General features: G+C 59.7%; 19 protein-coding genes and 1 tRNA gene. 13 read left to right on the forward strand and 7 right to left on the reverse strand.

Features of this window, described 5'->3' with window-relative positions; genetic code table 11:
- Positions 1 to 139 precede the first annotated feature (139 nt).
- The 6 genes from GHO03_RS10805 to GHO03_RS10830 all read left to right on the forward strand — a co-directional run bounded on the left by GHO03_RS10805 (position 140) and on the right by GHO03_RS10830 (position 5,450).
- Positions 140 to 2,347 (forward strand): AsmA family protein, encoded by a 2,208-nt coding sequence (locus GHO03_RS10805; RefSeq protein ID WP_153399808.1) that lies wholly within the window; start codon positions 140 to 142, stop codon positions 2,345 to 2,347.
- Positions 2,344 to 3,411, forward strand: a complete 1,068-nt coding sequence (gene mutY, locus GHO03_RS10810) for an A/G-specific adenine glycosylase (RefSeq protein ID WP_133143901.1) — start codon at positions 2,344 to 2,346, stop codon at positions 3,409 to 3,411. The genes GHO03_RS10805 and mutY overlap by 4 nt, the downstream gene beginning before the upstream one ends.
- A complete protein-coding gene (locus tag GHO03_RS10815) occupies positions 3,408 to 3,680 on the forward strand; it encodes an oxidative damage protection protein (protein ID WP_003438557.1) in 273 nt (90 codons plus the stop codon). Before mutY ends, GHO03_RS10815 begins: the two co-directional genes overlap by 4 nt.
- Before the next feature lie 104 nt (positions 3,681 to 3,784).
- A tRNA-Phe gene (locus tag GHO03_RS10820) sits at positions 3,785 to 3,860 on the forward strand.
- Positions 3,861 to 4,023: 163 nt separating this feature from the next.
- Positions 4,024 to 4,494 carry a hypothetical protein gene (locus GHO03_RS10825; protein WP_095000780.1) on the forward strand — a complete coding sequence of 157 codons (471 nt, stop codon included), beginning with the start codon at positions 4,024 to 4,026 and terminating at the stop codon, positions 4,492 to 4,494.
- Positions 4,495 to 4,553: 59 nt separating this feature from the next.
- Positions 4,554 to 5,450, forward strand: a complete 897-nt coding sequence (locus tag GHO03_RS10830; RefSeq protein WP_133143902.1) for an alpha/beta fold hydrolase — start codon at positions 4,554 to 4,556, stop codon at positions 5,448 to 5,450.
- Positions 5,451 to 5,452: 2 nt separating this feature from the next.
- Here the strand turns inward: GHO03_RS10830 and GHO03_RS10835 are convergent, their stop codons facing one another.
- Positions 5,453 to 5,698 carry a DUF1272 domain-containing protein gene (locus tag GHO03_RS10835; RefSeq protein ID WP_095000778.1) on the reverse strand — a complete coding sequence of 82 codons (246 nt, stop codon included), beginning with the start codon at positions 5,696 to 5,698 and terminating at the stop codon, positions 5,453 to 5,455.
- 351 nt (positions 5,699 to 6,049) lie between these two features.
- Here GHO03_RS10835 and GHO03_RS10840 point away from each other — a divergent pair, with 351 nt between their 5' ends.
- Positions 6,050 to 6,655: a biliverdin-producing heme oxygenase gene (locus GHO03_RS10840; RefSeq protein WP_133143903.1), complete on the forward strand. Its 606-nt coding sequence runs from the start codon at positions 6,050 to 6,052 to the stop codon at positions 6,653 to 6,655.
- The gene (locus GHO03_RS10845; protein ID WP_095000776.1) at positions 6,652 to 8,889 is read left to right on the forward strand and encodes an ATP-binding protein; all 2,238 of its coding nucleotides are present in this window, start codon (positions 6,652 to 6,654) and stop codon (positions 8,887 to 8,889) included. Before GHO03_RS10840 ends, GHO03_RS10845 begins: the two co-directional genes overlap by 4 nt.
- A gap of 97 nt (positions 8,890 to 8,986) precedes the next feature.
- Here the strand turns inward: GHO03_RS10845 and gltS are convergent, their stop codons facing one another.
- The 4 genes from gltS to gabP all read right to left on the reverse strand — a co-directional run bounded on the left by gltS (position 8,987) and on the right by gabP (position 13,522).
- The gene (gltS, locus tag GHO03_RS10850) at positions 8,987 to 10,195 is read right to left on the reverse strand and encodes a sodium/glutamate symporter (protein WP_095020136.1); all 1,209 of its coding nucleotides are present in this window, start codon (positions 10,193 to 10,195) and stop codon (positions 8,987 to 8,989) included.
- Between the two features lie 57 nt (positions 10,196 to 10,252).
- On the reverse strand, positions 10,253 to 11,191 hold the full coding sequence (gene hutG / locus GHO03_RS10855) for a formimidoylglutamase (protein WP_095025198.1): 939 nt from the start codon (positions 11,189 to 11,191) through the stop codon (positions 10,253 to 10,255).
- A 20-nt stretch (positions 11,192 to 11,211) separates the two neighbouring features.
- On the reverse strand, positions 11,212 to 11,937 hold the full coding sequence (locus GHO03_RS10860) for an IclR family transcriptional regulator (RefSeq protein ID WP_153399810.1): 726 nt from the start codon (positions 11,935 to 11,937) through the stop codon (positions 11,212 to 11,214).
- Between the two features lie 193 nt (positions 11,938 to 12,130).
- Complete coding sequence (gabP, locus tag GHO03_RS10865; RefSeq protein WP_095017765.1) at positions 12,131 to 13,522, reverse strand: GABA permease; 1,392 nt, start codon at positions 13,520 to 13,522, stop codon at positions 12,131 to 12,133.
- A 543-nt stretch (positions 13,523 to 14,065) separates the two neighbouring features.
- Here gabP and GHO03_RS10870 point away from each other — a divergent pair.
- Genes GHO03_RS10870 through GHO03_RS10890 form a run of 5 tightly spaced genes read left to right on the forward strand, consistent with a single transcriptional unit; the run spans position 14,066 to position 18,236 of the window.
- On the forward strand, positions 14,066 to 14,839 hold the full coding sequence (locus GHO03_RS10870; RefSeq protein ID WP_088378475.1) for an ABC transporter ATP-binding protein: 774 nt from the start codon (positions 14,066 to 14,068) through the stop codon (positions 14,837 to 14,839).
- Between the two features lie 13 nt (positions 14,840 to 14,852).
- Positions 14,853 to 15,608, forward strand: coding sequence for an ABC transporter substrate-binding protein (locus GHO03_RS10875; protein WP_133143905.1), 756 nt, complete (start codon positions 14,853 to 14,855; stop codon positions 15,606 to 15,608).
- Between the two features lie 57 nt (positions 15,609 to 15,665).
- On the forward strand, positions 15,666 to 16,358 hold the full coding sequence (locus GHO03_RS10880) for an ABC transporter permease (RefSeq protein ID WP_133143906.1): 693 nt from the start codon (positions 15,666 to 15,668) through the stop codon (positions 16,356 to 16,358).
- A complete protein-coding gene (locus tag GHO03_RS10885; RefSeq protein WP_095000769.1) occupies positions 16,358 to 17,047 on the forward strand; it encodes an ABC transporter permease in 690 nt (229 codons plus the stop codon). The genes GHO03_RS10880 and GHO03_RS10885 overlap by 1 nt, the downstream gene beginning before the upstream one ends.
- Positions 17,028 to 18,236 (forward strand): methyltransferase, encoded by a 1,209-nt coding sequence (locus tag GHO03_RS10890; protein ID WP_133143907.1) that lies wholly within the window; start codon positions 17,028 to 17,030, stop codon positions 18,234 to 18,236. Before GHO03_RS10885 ends, GHO03_RS10890 begins: the two co-directional genes overlap by 20 nt.
- Positions 18,237 to 18,341: 105 nt before the next feature.
- On the opposite strand, the gene uraH is transcribed toward GHO03_RS10890, so the two are convergent.
- The gene (gene uraH, locus GHO03_RS10895) at positions 18,342 to 18,752 is read right to left on the reverse strand and encodes a hydroxyisourate hydrolase (RefSeq protein ID WP_095017768.1); all 411 of its coding nucleotides are present in this window, start codon (positions 18,750 to 18,752) and stop codon (positions 18,342 to 18,344) included.
- 27 nt (positions 18,753 to 18,779) lie between these two features.
- Positions 18,780 to 19,083: heme-binding protein (locus GHO03_RS10900; RefSeq protein ID WP_256668500.1), on the reverse strand; the 304-nt coding region annotated here is incomplete at its 5' end.

Raw genomic sequence — 19,083 nt, forward strand, 5'->3', positions numbered from 1 at the left:
AGCCTGGCCCTAACCTGATGTGGTCTTTGGCCAAGCAACTGATCCGCTACTATCCACCCCCCAGTCGGCATGCGCGTGGCGCTATACTCTGCGGCTGAATTTAAAACTTACTCTCACACAGACTTACAAGGACTCGCCCATGAAAGCGTTCGGCAAAATCCTGGGTCTGGTGCTTCTCGGATTGTTGCTGATCATCGTGGCCCTGGGCTTTGCCCTCAGCCATCTGTTCGATCCCAACGACTATAAAGACGAGATCCGCCAGATAGCCCGTGACAAAGCCCACATTGAGCTGACCCTCAATGGCGACATCGGCTGGAGCCTCTTCCCCTGGCTTGGCCTGGAACTGCACGACGCCAGCGTTGCCACTCTCGCAGCGCCGACCCAGCCTTTCGCCGATCTTCAGATGCTCGGTCTGTCCGTACGCGTACTGCCGCTGCTGCGCAAAGAAGTGCAGATGAGCGACGTGCGTGTCGAAGGCCTGAACCTGCGCCTGACCCGCGACAAGGACGGCCACGGCAACTGGCAGGACATCGGCAAGCCGGCCACCGCCGCCGCGCCAACCACCGGCACCGAGCCCGCTGCGAGCAACAAGCCTGAAAGCGCCGGCCAGCCCCTCAAGCTCGATATCGACAGCCTGACCGTGAACAACGCCCGGGTTGAATATAACGACGAGCAAAGCGGCAAGCAGTTCAGCGCCGAAAGCATCCAGCTGAGCACCGGCCCGGTTCACGAGGCTACCAGTATCCCGGTCAAGCTGACCGCCTTCCTGGGCACCAACCAGCCGGTGATGCGGGTCAAGACCGAAGTTGACGGCAAGTTGCGCTTTGACCGTGTACTCAAGCGCTATCAGTTTGAAGACATGAAGGTCACCGGCGAAGCCTCCGGTGAGCCGCTGCAGGGCAAGACCATGACGTTCGCCGCACAGGGGCAAATTCTGGTTGATCTGGCTGCGAACGTCGCCGAATGGAGCAGCCTGAAGATTTCAGCCAACCAGTTGCGCGCCCTGGGTGAGTTCAAGGCCAACAGCCTCGATACCACTCCGCAAATCAGTGGCGGCCTGTCGATTGCCCAGCTTGATCTGGCCCGGTTCCTCGACAGCATCGGCCACCCGCTACCTGCCTCGGCGCCGAACAGCCTCAGCAAGGTCGAACTGGTCAGTCGCCTTTCGGGCACGCCCAGCAGCGTGACCTTTGACGAGCTGAACCTGAAAGTCGACGACAGCACCTTCACCGGCCTCGTGGCCATTGACGATTTCGCCAAACAAGCCGTACGTATTCAGCTCAAAGGCGACACATTCGACGCTGATCGCTACATGCCGCCCAAGTCGGCCGAAGCCAGCAGCGCCAGCGTTGCGCGCAAGGCTGAAGTACAGAGCAGCGAAGCCGGCGCCCTGGCCGCATCGGGCGACACGCCGCTGCCGGAGGCTCCGACCAAAAGCGGCTGGAGCACCGCCAGGATCATTCCGGTCACCCGCCTCAAGGCGCTCGACCTGAATGCTGATATCAGCTTTGGCCAACTGACCCTGAGCAAACTGCCGATACAAAACGCGGTGCTCAAGGCCAACAGCAAAGCCGGTGTCCTGACCCTGGAAAACCTCAGCGGTAACCTTTACAAAGGCAGCTTTGCCGCCAATGGCAGCCTGGACGTACAACCCATGCTACCGGTGGTCAAACTGCAGACCCGCATTACCAATGTGCCGGTGGATAAAATCCTGCAAAGCCAGGGGCAAAAACCACCGGTGACCGGTCTGCTAACCCTCAACAGCAACGTCACTGGCAGCGGCAACAGCCAGAGCGAGCTGATTTCCAGCCTCAACGGCACCGCCAGCTTTATGCTTAATGATGGTGTGCTGCTCAACGCCAACCTTGAGCAACAGCTGTGCAAGGGTATTTCGGTACTCAACCGCAAAACCCTGAGCGGCGCACCCCTGGGCAAAGACACGCCATTCAAGGAGCTCAAGGGCACCCTGGTGTTCCGCAACGGCGTGGCCAGCAACCCGGACATGATCGTGCGCATTCCCGGCCTGAGCGTCAAAGGCGATGGCGACATCGACCTGCGCGTACTGGGCATGGATTACCGCATCGGCATCATCATCGAAGGCGACACCCGCGCCATGCCCGACCCGGCCTGCCAGGTCGGCAAGAACTTTGTCGGCATCGAACTGCCATTACGCTGCCGTGGCCCGCTGGAGCTGGGGGCCAAGGCCTGCCGTCTGGACAAGGAAGGGCTGGGCAAGGTTGCCGCCAAAGTGGCGGGCAACAAGCTCACTGACAAACTCGAAGAAAAGCTCGGTGACAAGGTCAGCCCCGAGCTCAAGAACGCGCTCAAAGGGCTGTTCAACCGATGAGAGATGAGCAGTTTTCAACCGCGGTGCTGGACTGGTATGACCAGCACGGTCGCCACGACCTGCCCTGGCAACAGGGCATCACCCCGTATCGGGTATGGGTCTCGGAAATCATGCTGCAGCAAACCCAGGTCAGTACCGTGCTGAACTACTTCGACCGTTTTATGGCTTCACTGCCGACGGTCGAGGCCCTGGCCGCTGCACCGGAAGACGAAGTACTGCACCTGTGGACCGGCCTGGGCTACTACACCCGTGCGCGCAACCTGCAAAAGACCGCCAAAATCGTTGTCGCCAAATATGACGGCCAATTTCCGCGGGATGTGGAAAAACTGGTCGAGTTACCCGGTATCGGTTTATCCACAGCCGGTGCGATTGCCAGCCTGAGCATGGGTCTGCGGGCGCCGATTCTGGACGGCAACGTCAAGCGGGTACTGGCGCGCTACACGGCACAAGAGGGCTACCCCGGCGAGCCCAAGGTGGCCAAACAGCTGTGGGCCACTGCCGAGCGCTTCACCCCCCACGACCGCGTCAACGCCTACACCCAGGCGATGATGGACATGGGCGCCACGCTCTGCACCCGCAGCAAGCCCAGCTGCCTGTTGTGCCCGCTTGAAAGCGGCTGTGAAGCGCACTTGCTGGGCCTGGAAACCCGCTACCCGATCCCCAAACCGCGCAAGGTCATCCCGCAAAAGCGCACGCTGATGCCAATGCTGGCCAATGCCGGGGGCGAAATCCTGCTTTACCGCCGTCCGTCGACCGGCTTGTGGGGCGGCCTGTGGAGCCTGCCCGAGCTCGATGACCTGCAGGACATCGAGCATCTGGCGCTGCAACACTCGCTGGCCCTGGGCGCGCAACACGAACTGACCGGCCTGACCCATACCTTTAGCCATTTCCAACTGGCCATCGAACCCTGGCTGATCCACGTCAAGGAGTCCGGCCATCACGTGGCCGAGGCCGACTGGCTCTGGTATAACCTCGCCACCCCGCCGCGCCTGGGCCTTGCCGCCCCGGTCAAGAAGCTGCTCAAACGCGCAGCCGACCTATTGAACGCTGGAGAGACGTCATGACCCGCACCATCATTTGCCGCAAGTACAAAGAAGAACTGCCTGCCCTTGAGCGCGCTCCGTTTCCGGGCGCCAAAGGCCAGGACATTTTTGACCACGTTTCGGCCAAAGCCTGGGCTGACTGGCAAAAACACCAGACCCTGCTCATCAACGAAAAGCGCTTGAACATGATGAACGCCGAAGACCGTAAATATTTGCAGGGCGAAATGGACAAGTTCTTCAGCGGCGAGGAATACGCACAAGCCGAAGGCTACGTTCCGCCAACCGAATAAACCCCGGTTTTAAAGGCTTTGATCCGTAAGCGACGGTAATAATTAAATATTTTTCAAAAAAGTGTTTGACGGGTTATCGAAAAAGGCTTCTAATGCGCCCCGTTGCCCAGATAGCTCAGTCGGTAGAGCAGGGGATTGAAAATCCCCGTGTCGGCGGTTCGATTCCGTCTCTGGGCACCACATTCAGTTTTGATGTGGTGTTCACACCACGCCAAAAAAAAGAAAACCCGCCTAGTGCGGGTTTTTTTTTGGCCGTTATTTATACCCGGCGGCGCCACCTCTCTTGGCGATTGCAAAGAGATGGGGTTCAATCCTCTCATCAGCCTGCAAAGGACACACCTTCATGTCATCGCCAAAAAAGCAGCAAAAAAACGCGCAGCGGGCCAAAACCAAGGCCAAGCAGAATCGCGTGGGCAAACCGGCCAAAGCCTCGGCTGGCGCCCTGATCGACAACCCGTTCGATGACGTGAAAATCGACCTCAGCACCTTCAACTTCCAGGACATCCTCGACAACGGTTTTGACCCCGCTGACTACGATGACCTGTTCCAGGCCATGAAAGCCGCCGAAGCCATCAACCTGCAAACCCTGTGTGCAGTATTCCTGCAGTACCCGGTACTGGAACTGGTGATCTCGGAAGAAGAGGAAGAGCCGGCCACCGATTTTCTGATGGGCTTGCTGATCGAATACCGCATTGCCGTACATGGCGATGATGAAGACAGTGCCGTGGCCTGGATCGAAACCCCGGCATTCCAGAAAGCCTACGTCGAAGCTTCACGGCTACTGACAGAACGCAACGCCCGGAGCGCGCACTGACAGCAGCCCTGCCCGAACCTGTCAGCCGGGCGTTCACCGAGCCTGCTGCTGACGGTTACCTGCTGGGCGGTTTCGAATGGCGCCAGCGCATACCGGACAGCACGCGAGCAGTGATCATCATCAACGCCGCCACCTCGGTGCGTTGCCAGTATTACTCGCGGTTTGCCGAATACCTGTTCCGCCAGGGCATGGACGTGATGCTGTTCGACTACCGCGGTATCGGCGCCTCACGCAGCGGATCGTTGCGCGGTTTTACGGCCTCTTGGTCGGACTGGGGCACGCTGGACGCAGAAGCAGTGCTCAAGCGCGCACAGCGCGAGTACCCCGGCCAGCCGATCGACGTGGTGGGCCATAGCTTTGGCGGTTGTGCGGCGGGCCTGGCGGCTTCCGGGCCGGCGATTCGCCATTTGGTCACAGTCGGCGCGCAATATGCCCACTGGCGTGACTACGCACCCGCACAGCGCTGGCAGATGCTCGTCAAATGGCACGGGGTCATGCCGTTGCTGACCCGCATGTGCGGCTACTTCCCCGGCAAGCGCCTGGGCTGGCTCGAAGATACCCCGGCGGGGGTGGTCAAGGACTGGGGCGCCTTCAGTACCCGCTACGAAAAACTCCCCAGCGCCCGAAGCTTCACTGCCCTGCCCTTTTGCTCGGTTACGGCCAAAACCCTCGCCATCAGCTTCACTGACGATCCTTTCGGTACTGTCGCGGCCATCGAACGCCTGCTGAACTACTTCAGTGCCAGCTCGCGTACGCATCTGCGTATCCAGCCGCAAGACATTGGCGAAACAGCCATAGGTCATTTCGCGTTTTTCCATAGCCGCTTTCAGGACAGCCTATGGCCGATTGCCTTGCAGTGGTTGCAACGCGGGGAATTGAACGGGGATGTCCCGGGGCAGACAGTCTCTGTAAAAGCACCCTCTCCCTCGGGAGAGAGCCAGGGTGAGGGGCTTTAAAATCAACGCGCAGCACAGCCTTCAGGTTTGTACACCCGCTCACTGGACGGCGGATTGCTCGCCAACTTGCTCACCGGTCTACGCGGCCGGACCAACAGCTCGCCCCCGCAATTGGGGCAAAGACCACCTAGATGCTGCTCCGTACATGTCGCACAAAAGGTGCACTCGAATGAGCAAATCCGCGCTTGTGCTGAATCTGGCGGCAAATCGCAATCACAGCATTCGCAATTGGGGCGTAATTCGAGCATAAGCACCTCACATTGAACCGGTAATTTTCATCTTTACATTTAAGACGCTTCCTACGAAAAACCAACCCCGATCTAAGCCAAGAGAGCTGAATTCGGGAATGGCCTAAATGTATCCAACCTGCGATACACATCCTCGCCATTGCAAACCTTCGAAGCTGTGACGCAGCGCGTCACGAATTGAGCCTACCCAATAAGCATCCTGCTACGGGGAGAAGTCGAATCTGGGCGCACTCAAACAATCACTGTTCTGCCGGGTTTTGTAGCAAAATAATTGCACTTTTTTATTACCATGACCTCCTACAGTTATGAGCGCCTAATTCACGCGCCACACAGAGAGCCGTCTTACAAGGCATGTCAGAAGACCAACCTTTATCAGCGGTATCGCCCGTTCTGCACGAGCTACGCGCTGGCACTCATACACGCCATGTAGCCCTTGAAAAACGCCTGCCGTTCTTCAGCAATACACTCGAACTTGAACGCTACACGCGCCTGTTGAGCGCTTACTACGGCTTCTATCACGAGCTGGAGGAGCGACTGCAACACAGCCCCTGGATGACCCACGATTTCGACCTGCAGGCACGACTCAAAACACCCGCGCTGCGTCGGGATCTGCAGGCCCTGGGGGTCAGCATCCAGTCGCTTGCACTGTGCGAAACCCTTCCGGCATTGCACAGCCCCGCCTGCGTACTGGGTGTGTTGTATGTGCTGGAAGGCGCCACTCTGGGCGGCAACGTGCTGCGCAAGCAGATGTCGCAACGACTGGGCCTGGAGGGACACAACGGCTGCGCTTTCCTTTACGTGTACGGCGAGGCCACCGGGCGGCAATGGAAGGCATTCCTGGAGTTTCTGGGCAGCGTGCCCCTGGACGCCCAAGCGCGAGACCAGGCCGTACAGGCTGCCAGCTCAACATTTAGCTGTTTCGAGCACTGGCTCGAACGTCAGGAGGTTTTATTATGACCCCACAGGACCCTCAAGCCTTTGAACGCTTGCTGGCCAATTGTGCTGATGAACCCATTCGCTTTCCCGGGGCGATCCAGCCCCACGGCCTGCTCGTGACACTGACGGAGCCGGGGCTGCAAATCCAGCAGGTCAGTGCCAATGTGCTGACCCTGTTCGGCGTCAGTGCCGAATCACTGCTGGGCCTGCCACTGGCCGCCCTCAGCGGCTCCGAAGCCGCCAACGCAGTGCAGCAGGCCGCCGTTTACACCACGCTGGCCGATGCTCCGCCTTTGGCCCTGAACCTGCTGGGGCGTGAATACGAAGGCCTGCTGCACCGTGACCAGGGCATTCTGGTTCTGGAGCTGGAACTCAAACCCGATGACTCAGAAATTCACAGCACCATGGGCAAGGTGCGCAACCTGAGCCGTATGCTGCAACGCCTGCAAGGGGCCAAGACCCTCACCGCACTGTATGAAATCTGCGTGCGCGAGATCCAGGCACTGACGGGCTACGACCGGGTTCTGATCTACCGTTTTCAGGATGAAGGCCACGGCCAGGTCATCGCGGAAGCCTCCTCGCCAGCGATGGAATTGTTCAACGGCATGTTTTTCCCTGCCTCCGACATCCCTGAACAAGCCCGCGAGCTGTACCGCACCCACTGGCTGCGCATTATTCCGAACGCCGATTACCAACCTGTGCCGCTGATTCCCACATTGCGCCCGGACACCGGCGAGGCACTGGATCTGAGCGGGGCCGTATTGCGCAGCGTGTCTCCGATTCACTGCCAGTACATGAAGAACATGGGCGTGCTGTCGTCCATGAGCATCTCGCTGATGGATGGCGAGCGCCTGTGGGGACTCATCAGTTGCGGGCATCGCCAGACGCTGCATGTCCCCCATGAACTGCGCATGGCCTGCCAGACCATCGGTCAGGTGCTGTCCCTGCAGATCAGCGCCCTGCAAACCCTGGAAATCAGCCGTCAGCGCGAAGCCAAGATGGATGCCCTGGTGCGCCTCAACGCCGCCATGGTGCAAAGCACCGCAGCCGTGTTTGAAGGCCTGGCACAAATGCCCGAAGCCTTGATGGATCTGACTGGCGCCAGCGGCGTGGCGATTCTGGAAGACAAGGTGCTGCACCGTTATGGTCAGTGCCCCTCCCCGGAAGACACTCGCGCGCTGTACCAATGGTTCAAGGACAGCGGCCAGCCAGTCTTCTCCAGCCACAACCTCAGCACCCTGCACGCCCCGGCAGCACAGTACAAGGACATCGCCAGCGGCCTGCTGGCCATGACCCTGCCCAAGCCCGTGGACAACGCCGTGCTGTGGTTTCGCCGCGAAGTCAAAGAAAGCATCCAGTGGAGCGGCGACCCCAATAAACCGCTGAACCTGGAAGCCGGCAGCAACGGCCTGCGCCTGAGCCCGCGCACCTCGTTCGAAATCTGGAAAGTCGAGATGGACGGCATCTCCAGCAAATGGAGCCACGGCGATCTGTTTGCTGCCAATGACCTGCGCCGCTCGGCCCTGGAAAACGACCTGTCGCGCCAGGTGCTGCGCGAGCAACAGGCCGTGCGCGCACGCGACGAGCTGGTGGCGGTGGTCTCCCACGACCTGCGCAACCCCATGACCATCATCTCGATGCTCTGCGGCATGATGCAAAAGGCCTTCAGTAGCGACGGCCCGCACACATCGCGACGCATCACCTCGGCCATCGACACCATGCAGCAGGCCAGCAGCCGCATGAACGTGCTGCTCGACGATTTGCTCGACACCTCGAAAATCGAAGCCGGTCGCTACACCATCAGCCCACAGCCACTGGAAGTCAGCCAGATTTTTGAAGAGGCACTGTCGTTGCTCGCGCCGCTGGCGCTGGACAAAGCCGTGGAACTGACTTTCCACGCCGAGCCCGACCTGAAAATCAGCGCCGACCCCGAACGCCTGTTCCAGGTGCTTTCCAACCTGATCGGCAATGCGATCAAGTTCACCCCCGCACAGGGCAAGATCGGCGTAGCAGCCATGTCCAACGGGGACGATATCGTGTTCAGCGTGCGAGATTCGGGCAAGGGCATAGCCCCCGAACAGCTGCCACATATCTTCGACCGCTACTGGACGGCTAAAGAAGGCAACGCGCTGGGCACGGGCCTGGGGCTGTACATTTCCCAGGGCATCATCAAGGCCCATGGCGGCCAGCTACTGGCCGAAAGTACACCGGGAGAAGGCAGCGAGTTTCGCTTCACGGTCCCAAGAATGGTCTGATGGTTAACAGCACAATGCCCTGCAGCTATCACGCCTGAATGCTGCATAAAAACGGCCGCCTCCTTGACGGGAGAGCGGCCGTTTTACATTCAACCCGTCAGCTGAAGGCGTTGATAAACCAGGTGATCATCGGGATCGCCACGATATCGATCAGCACCGCCCCACACAGCGGCACGATGATAAAGGCCTTGTACGAGAAGACTTTGTAGTGATCGCAGATGGCCCCCATATTGGCCACGGCATTGGGCGTCGCGCCCAGCCCGTGCCCCATGAAACCAGCGCACAAGACCGCGGCGTCGTAGTTGCGGCCAAACAGGCGGAACAGGACGAACACGCACAGCAGGATCATGATCACCACCTGCACCACCAGAATCACCAGCAACGGCAAGCCGAGCTTCTCCAGCTCCCAGAACTTCAAGCTCATCATGGCCATGGTCAGGAACATGCCCAGGCACACATCACCGATAGTGCTGACGGCATGGTCGGGCACCTCGATCAGCTGGGCCCGGTCATTGAGGTTGCGCAGGATGATCGCGACGAACATGGCCCCCACATAGCTCGGCAAGACGATACCCAGTTGCTGCTGCAAGCTGGAGCCCAGCCAGAACCCCAGCACCATAATCACCACAATGCAGGTCAGCAAACGCAGCAGGGTTGCGGCATCCAGCGCGGCCACAGGGGTGTGGACCACGTCTTCGAACGCCTTGAGACTGCCCGCGGCTTCGGCCTTGACCACCAGTTTGTTGCGCTCGATCAACCAGCGCGCCAGCGGGCTGCCGAGCAAACCGCCGGCCACCATGCCAAAGGTTGCAGCGGCGAGCGCGGCAGTCGTAGCCCCGACCGCCCCCAGGTTTTCAGCAATCGGCCCAAAGGCTGCCGCCGCACCAAAGCCGCCCTCCAGTGACACCGCCCCGGCCATGATCCCCAGCAGCGGGTCGATGCCCAGCAGCTTGGCCACACTCACTCCCACCACGTTTTGCACCAGCGCCAGGCCCCAGCACGCGCCCAGGTAGATAAACAGCAGCTTGCCGCCCTTGCGCAACAACCCCAGGCTGCCACCCAAACCCACGGTGGTGAAGAACGCCACCATCAGCGGGGTTTGCAGGCTGGTGTCGAGGCTCAGGTTGAGCAGTTGCTGATCCCGTAATAACCAGATCACCAAGGCAAACCCAAAACCACCGATGACCGGTGCAGGAACACACAATTGACGCAGCCAGTAGCTGCGCTTTTTCAGTTGGGCACCCAGGCCCAGCAGGAGCAACGCGAGAGCAAGGGTGCTCAGCGCATCCAGTTCGAATGTCAGCATGGCGAATTTCTCTTTTTCTTATGATTCAACAAGCGGTTTCAGGGATTTGCGCAAAAATTAATCAATCAGGCTGGCGAGCAGACGCGCGCCAATGCGGGCGGTTCGGTTGTCGATGTCCAGGCTCGGGTTGAGCTCGGCGATGTCGGCCATGCGCAATTTGCCGCTGGCTTTGGCGTGGCGTACCAGGTGCTCGACGATCTGCATGTCCACCCCATGGGCAGACGGCGCACTGACGCCGGGTGCCTGGCTGGCGGGCAGGACATCGAGGCAAAGGGTCATGTAGAGGTGATCGAGGTCTTGCAGAAAATCATCGATCAACGCTTCGCAGGCGGGGATGTCCCAGCTGTTCATTTGCCGGTCGAGGCGGTAACGCACCTTCAGGCGCCCGGCCTGTTCAAACAGGGCCTGGGTATTGTTCAACTGGCTGACACCCAGGCAGCAATAGGTGAACGGCATATCGAAACGCTGGCAAGCCTCGGCAATCTGCCGGAAGGGTGTGCCTGAGCTGCTTTGTTCGGCGTGGCGCAAATCGAAATGCGCATCGAAATTGAGAATGCCAATGCGTGGCTGCGGGTGTTTGCGGCGCAAGTGATCAACCAGACCACTGAAACTGGCAAAGGCGATTTCGTGCCCGCCACCCAGGCCCAGCGGTAAATGCCCCTGGTCGAGCAAATGGCTGACCTGTTGGCCATAGCCTTGCTGCGCGCCCTCCAGATCATCGCCCGCGCAGCTCACATCACCGGCGTCGTACAACGGCGCGTGACCGTGCCATGCCAGATTGGCCAAGGCCTTGCGCAAGGCCACCGGCCCCTTGCGGGCACCGGTACGGCCCTGATTGCGCCTGACCCCTTCATCGCTGGCCAAACCAATCAATGCAGCCCCCGCTGGCAGGCCATCGGCCACAGGCTTGACCCATTGATGCCAGCGCAACGCGCCCTGCCCTTCAGCGGCATCAATACGGCCTGTCCACAAGGACATGTCGGGTACAACCGTCATGTTTGAAACTCCAGTCAAATTCAGTCGAGCCGGGCGCTCAGGCGCAGGGCAACGTCCTGGCTCCAGCGGATCAGGCGTTCACTGCGGGTGTGTGCCCTGGTAGCCGGGGCCATGAGGCTGATGGCGCCTTGCAGGCGATTGCGGCTGTCGAGCAACGGCGCGCTGATGCCCCAGATACCGTCGTCGATCTCACTCACACTCACGGCATAACCGGCAGCACGGATCTGGGCAAAGCTGCGCTGATAGGTGGCAACTTCTTCAGGCTCGACGCCTTGCGCCAGAAGCGCCGACACACTGTGCGCTTCATCCATATACGCCAGCAGCACCCGCGCAGAAGCGCCGACCAGCAGCGGCTGGGCCAGCCCCTTCTGGTAACAGCAGCGCAGCGGCTGCGGGCTGTCGACCAGCTCAATGCAAATCGCCTGACCGTTGCTCGGCACCATCAAGGCCACGCTCTCCTGGCTTTGCTCGGCCAGACGCTTGAGTTCAGGTTTGGCCAGCGTTACCAGCACCGCTTCGCGGTCAAATTTTTTCGCCAGCTGCAAACAGGCTGGCCCTGGCAGATAGCGGCCCTGGCCGTTCTCTTCGGCCAGGCCCCAACGCAACAGGGTGTTGAGGTGGCGATAGGTGCTGCTCAGCGGTTGCCCCAGTTGCTCGGAAAGCGCCTTGGCGGAGATCGCCTCGGCGGATTGCCCCAGGCTGACGAGGATTTGCAGCAAGCGATCAGTTGGCGTGTTGTAGTTCATTATCGGCCCCATGCTCTTGCCTGCATGGTGCACGGTGTTTCCCATTAGCTGAAATTCGATTCCCACTGAATGGGAAAAAACCGCCAGATAGTGATCAGCGGTCGCAAATTGCCCCCCTTACAGGCACAAAAAAACCGCCATCCCGAAGGATGACGGCTTTTCTGGGTATTCAACCGCGAGAACCGTCCTGGCCTCAGTTGAGTACCGGTGCCCCCAACTTCTCAATGCGACGACGGCGTGCCACCAGCAGGCCTGCCACCACCACCAGAATGCTCAGCATACCGGTCGCCATGATTTCAACGCGATGCGCTTCCTGGAACAGCATGACCGTCAGAATAGCCACGATAAAGACGATTACCGCATAGGTCAGGCCCGGGAACAGCCACATCTTGAACGAGATGTTCTCGCCCAGGGCCGTACGCTTCTGGCGCATGCGCAGTTGCGACACGGCAATCACCAGATACACCAGCAGCGCGATCGCGCCAGAGCTGGCCAGCAGGAACTCGAACACGGCAGCCGGCGCCACATAGTTGGCAAATACCGCTACAAAAGCTGCACCCGTGGACATCATCACCGCCCAGTAAGGCGTGCCCGCAGCATTGGTGCGCTTGGCCGCAGCCGGTGCATCACCACGCTTGCTCAGGGAGTAGAGCATGCGCGAAGAGGTGTAGAGCGCCGAGTTCAGGCAGCTGGTTACGGCGATCAGTACCACGATATCAACGATCAGCTTGGCATTCGGGATGCCCATGCGATCAAGTACGGTCTGGTAGGAACCCAACTGCGCCAGGCTCGGGTCGTTCCACGGCACCAGGGCCACAACGATGAAAATCGATACCAGATAGAACAGGCCAATACGCCAGATCACCGAATTGGTGGCCTTGGTGATCTGCTTGCTCGGATCTTTGGATTCCGCCGCCGCGATGGTGACAATTTCAGTGCCCATGAACGAGAACATGGTGGTCAGCATGGCAGCCAGAACGGCGCCCATGCCATTGGGCATAAAGCCGATGGTATCGGACAGATGCGCGACACCGCTGACCTGGCTGGTAGGCAGATAGCCGAAAATGGCCAGCAGACCCAAAATGATAAAGCCAATAATCGCCAGCACCTTGACCAGCGCAAACCAGAACTCGAACTCACCGTAGTTCTTGACGCTGAACAGGTTGGTGGCGGTCAGCAACAGGGTGATGACCAGGGTAAACACCCAGATCGCCGTACCCGGGAACCAGGCATGCAGGATGGTACCTGCGGCGACAGCTTCCAGCGGGATCACCAGGACCCAGAACCACCAGTACAGCCAGCCAATGGTAAAACCAGCCCAATGCCCGATGGCACGGTCGGCGTAAGTGGAGAACGAACCGGTATCAGGTGAGGCAACGGCCATTTCGGCCAGCATGCGCATCACCAGCACGACCAAGGTGCCTGCTGCGGCATAAGCCAGCAACACGGCAGGGCCCGCTTGGGCAATCGCGTGTCCGGAACCGACAAACAAACCGGCGCCGATAACACCGGCAATCGACAGCATGGTCACATGCCGTGGTTTGAGCCCTTGTTCCAGGCCGCTAGAGGATTGCGTATTGCTCATTGGGACTACCTTTCATTGAAGCCACTCCGAGCACCCGCGTTGACTTTCGTAAAAAGTAACCAACGGGGCGTTTAGAATCCTTGACGCAATAACTGAGCCAGAATGTGACATATGCACGGTTTCCGCGGGCTGCAACGATTTGCAACAGACATTGCAAGCCATTGAGCGCAATGGCATTTCGCCAAGTCGTTACCGAAACACTCAGCTACAAGGGTCTCGACGCACCAAAAATACCCAAAACACCCCATATGGCCCAAAAGCAGTGCACATCTTTAACCTTTAGTAGGTTCGCGCTTCCAACACCGGGCCAAAGCTGGCAACATCGCGACCTTTTTTAAGCGACACCTGTCTGGCCGAACGGCGAATTACAGGGTCGGTTGTTGTCGGCGCGACACTCTGCTGTAGCGATGCGACAAACTGCCACCCTCGCGCCTTTTGTGTCTTCAGGGCGGCTGGTTGCCTCTGCAACCCTATGCTAGCTTGGCCTGCGCCAGGAAGGCCGCCCAACAGCAGGATCGCACCCGAACACAAAGAGGAACGCACATGGCTTTGGCCACGCCCGCGCTTGAAATCCGCAACTTGCACAAACGCTACGGCGAGCTTGAGGTACTCAAGGGTATCTCGCTGACCGCACGCGACGGCGACGTGATCTCGATCCTGGGTTCTTCCGGTTCCGGCAAGTCCACTCTGCTGCGCTGCATCAACCTTCTGGAAAACCCCCACGAAGGCCAGATCGTGGTCGCCGGGGAAGAGCTCAAACTCAAGAAAGCCAAAAATGGCGAACTGATCGCGGCCGACGGCAAGCAGATCAACCGCATGCGCAGCGAACTGGGTTTTGTGTTTCAAAACTTTAACCTGTGGCCGCACATGACCATCCTCGACAACATTATCGAGGCGCCACGTCGCGTACTGGGGCAAAGCAAGGCCGAGGCCATCGAAGTGGCAGAAGCATTGCTGGCCAAAGTCGGCATTGCCGAAAAACGCCATGCCTATCCGTCCGAATTGTCCGGTGGCCAGCAGCAACGCGCAGCGATTGCCCGCACCCTGGCCATGCAGCCCAAAGTGATTCTGTTCGATGAACCGACATCGGCACTTGACCCGGAAATGGTTCAAGAAGTACTTAGTGTGATCCGCGCACTCGCCGAAGAAGGTCGCACTATGCTGTTGGTCACCCACGAAATGGGCTTTGCCCGTCAGGTGTCCACCGAAGTAGTGTTTTTGCACCAGGGCCTGATCGAAGAGCAAGGGTCGCCAGAACAGGTGTTCGACAACCCGGTTTCGGCGCGCTGTAAACAATTCATGTCCAGCAACCGCTAACGGAGCAACACGAATGCAGAACTATAAAAAGCTTCTCATGGCCGCTGCCGCCACACTGGTTTTCAGCGCCAACGCCTTGGCTGCAGACAAGTACAAAGTCGGCATTGAGGGCGCTTACCCACCGTTCAACAACAAGAACGCCAGTGGTGAAGTCGTGGGCTTCGACCCGGATATCGCCATGGCCCTGTGCGCCAAGATGAAAGCCGAGTGTGACATCGTCACCTCCGACTGGGACGGCATCATCCCGGCACTGAACGCCAAAAAGTACGATTTCATCGTGTCGTCGCTGTCGATCACTGACGAACGCAAGCAGGCGGTGGACTTCACCGACCCGTACTACTCCAACAAGCAGCAGTTCATCGCGCCGAAAAAAGTCGACTTCAAAACCGACCTCGCGTCCCTCAAGGGCAAGGCCCTGGGCACTCAGCGTTCAACCCAGGCTGCGACCTGGCTGGATGACAACCTGGGTACCGACGCCACCATCTCCCTGTACGACACTCAGGAAAACGCCTACCTCGACCTGACTTCGGGCCGTGTAGACGCGCTGCTGGCTGACAAGTACGCCAACTACGACTGGCTGAAAAGCCCGGCTGGCCAGGCATACGAGTTCAAGGGTGAACCGGTCAACGAAGACGACAAGGTCGGCATCGCCCTGCGCAAAGGCGACAACGAACTGCGTGCCAAGCTGAACCTGGCCCTCAAGCAAATCGTTGAAGACGGCACGTACAAGAAGATCAACGACAAGTACTTCCCGTTCAGCATCTACTGACCTGCCTGACCGGTGCGCCTGTAGGCGCGCCGGTCCCTAGCAAAGCCTGCCTACCCCATGACTATCGATTTATACGGATTCGGCCCGGCGCTTGCCGCTGGCGCGCTGATGACCGTCAAACTGGCACTTACCGCGCTGTGTCTGGGCCTGGTGCTCGGATTGCTCGGTGCCTTGGCCAAGACCTCCCCCTTCAAACCGCTTAGATGGTTGGGCGGCGCCTATTCGACCCTGGTTCGCGGCGTGCCCGAACTGCTCTGGGTGTTGCTGATCTACTTTGGCAGCGTGAACCTGGTGCGCACCATCGGCGAATACATCGGCATGCCCGACCTCACCCTCAGCGCCTTTGCGGCGGGTGTACTCGCGCTGGGCCTGTGCTTTGGTGCCTATGCCACCGAAGTGTTCCGCGGTGCCATCCTGGCCATTCCCAAGGGCCACCGCGAAGCGGGCATGGCACTGGGCCTGTCCAAACCGCGGATTTTCACCAAGCTGGTGCTGCCGCAAATGTGGCGCATTGCCCTGCCCGGCCTGGGTAACCTGTTCATGATCCTGATGAAGGACACCGCGCTGGTGTCGGTCATCGGCCTTGAAGAAATCATGCGTCAGGCGCAAAACGCCGTGACCTTCGCCAAACACCCGTTCACCTTCTACATGGTGGCAGCCGTGATGTACCTGTGCCTTACCGTACTGGCCATGGGCACCATGCACGTGCTTGAAAAACGCGCAGCGCGCGGCTTCGTGAGGAGGACGTAATGGAGTGGGAAGTAATCCTCAAGTGGCTGCCCAAGCTGATGCAGGGTGCGACCCTGACCCTGGAGCTGACCGCCATCTCGGTGATCGCCGGTCTGATCGTGGCCATCCCGTTGGGCATCGCCCGCTCATCCAAGCTCTGGTATGTGCGCTCACTGCCCTACGCCTACATCTTTTTCTTCCGCGGCACGCCGTTGCTGATCCAGCTGTTTCTGGTCTATTACGGCCTGGCGCAGTTCGATGTGGTGCGTGACAGCGCGTTGTGGCCGTACCTGCGCAGCCCGTTCTGGTGCGCGATCATCACCATGACCCTGCACACCGCTGCCTACATTGCCGAGATCCTGCGCGGCGCGATCCAGGCCATCCCGCCAGGTGAAATCGAGGCAGCACGGGCCCTGGGCATGTCGCGTTTCAAGACCCTGGTGCATATCGTCCTGCCACGCGCTGCACGCATCGGTCTGCCGGCCTACAGCAACGAAGTGATCCTGATGCTCAAAGCCAGCTCGCTGGCGAGTACCGTGACCCTGCTGGAACTGACCGGAATGACCCGCACCATCATTGCCCGCAACTACCAGACCGTGGACATGTTCCTGGCTGCCGGGGCAATTTACCTGGTCATGTCGTTTGTGCTGATCCAGGGCTTCAAACTGCTGGAGCGCTGGTTGCGCGTCGATGCCTGCCAAGGGCGCTGACCTGCTTACCCGCTTCGAGGCGCTGGACGGGTTTCTGCAAAACCACCAGCACCTCTGGCGCCCACGGCCCTTCACTCAGTTGAACGTGCCGTGGGAAGCGCAAAACCCGAAACTGGCGCAGTGGTTGCGCCAGCGTTCGCTGCAAGACGCCGAAGCCAGCCACAACCACCCCCAACACCTGCCCGCCCCTGCGCCGTTCCCTGAACTGGCGGCGACTTCCCTTGCCCTGAGCGCAGTGCCACGACTAGCGGCCCAAGCCCTTGCGCCCGTAAACCCGCGCTTACAAGTGGATGTACCCGGGCGCAAATGGCAACAGATCGAGGCCTTCGCCCAGAGCCTGACCTTTGCACAAGCGCCAACCCACTGGCTGGACTGGTGTGCGGGCAAGGGGCATTTGGGGCGCCGGCTGTTAAGTGCCGGGCAACAACTGACGTGCCTGGAATATGATCCGGCATTGATCGAATCCGGCCAACACCTGAGCCAGCGTCATCAACTGGCGGCCCGTCATGTTCAGCAAGATGTGCTCGCTGAAGCAGCAGCCCGGCAGCTCACACCCCAAATGACACCCGTGGCGCTGCACGCCTGCGGCGATTTGCATGTGCGCCTGCTGCAACTGGCCAGCGCGGCGGGGTGTGCACAACTTGCCGTGTCCCCCTGCTGCTACAACCGCATCGGCGGGTCGCACTATCAAGCGTTATCCACAGCCGCCAAGGCATCTTCCCTGCAACTGTCACTGGAGGACCTGAACCTGCCCATGAGCGAAACCGTGACCGCCGGCACCCGCGTGCGCCTTCAGCGTGACCAGTCGATGGCACGGCGCTTGGGTTTTGATCTGTGGCAGCGCCAGCGCCGTCAGTGTGATGAGTACTTATCCACACCCTCGCTGCCCAGCAGTTGGCTGAACAAGCCGTTTGCCGAGTACTGCTCGGACTTGGCGGCGCTGAAGAACTTATCCACAAGTGGCGAAGAAGACTGGCCGGCGCTGGAAGCCGCAGGCTGGGAGAGGTTGGCGCAGGTGCGCAACCTGGAATTGGTGCGCGGGCTGTTTCGCCGCCCGCTGGAGCTGTGGTTGGTGCTCGATCGGGCGCTCTACCTGGAGGAGAACGGCTATGCAGTGCAGGTTGGCGAGTTCTGCGACAGCCAGCTGACGCCGCGCAATTTGATGGTGCTTGCGCAGCGCTGTGGATAACCCTGTGGGAGCGGGCTTGCTCGCGATTCAGGCGCTGCGGTCTGACAGTTAAACCACAGCGATCTCATCGCGAGCAAGCCCGCTCCCACAAAGGGTTTCGCAGGACTACGACCCGCGATATGTCGAAAAACCATAAGGGCTGAGCAACAACGGAATGTGGTAATGCTGATCCACATTCTTCACTTCAAAAATCACCGGGATTTCCGGGAAGAACGTGTCACGCCCTGCCTTCTTGAAATAATCGCCGGTCTTGAATACCACCCGGTACTCCCCCGCCTCGAACGCCTGCTTGCCCGGGAACAACTCGCCAATACGTCCCTGCTCATTGGTCACGCCTTGCGCCAGCGGCTGCCAATCCTTGCCCACATGCTTTTCCAGGGTCACATTGACCCCCGGGGACGGCAGACCGTTTTCAAGATTCAGCACATGCACGCTCAACGGATTGCCGGCAGCCAGCGCCAGGCTCGACACAGCGCTCAGGCTTAAAGCCGCCAGGGTGATTCGCAACGATTTCATGGTAAGTCCTCAGTGGTTAAAATTTGATCAACGTTGAATGGTCAGGCCAACTTGCCCGGCAGCCTTGATCGCGCAGGCTTCGTCCTGCTCAGCACCGCCCGCCCCGGCCACGCCCAGCGCGCCCACCAGTTCACCTTCGGCGAACAACGGCACACCGCCGCCCAGCAGCAACAGCTCGGCAATGGAGTTGAGATTGGCGGCCTCGGGGTTGTTACGCGCACGCTCGGCAAACAGGCGGGTCGGGGTTTTGGTCGACAGCACCGGTGTGGCGCCGCGCTGGCGAATCAGTTGCAGCAGTTGCCAGCCATTGAGCCCCGGCAGCATCACGTCA

It is taken from the genome of Pseudomonas sp. FSL R10-1339, assembly GCF_009600545.1.
Classification (GTDB): domain Bacteria; phylum Pseudomonadota; class Gammaproteobacteria; order Pseudomonadales; family Pseudomonadaceae; genus Aquipseudomonas; species Aquipseudomonas bubulae.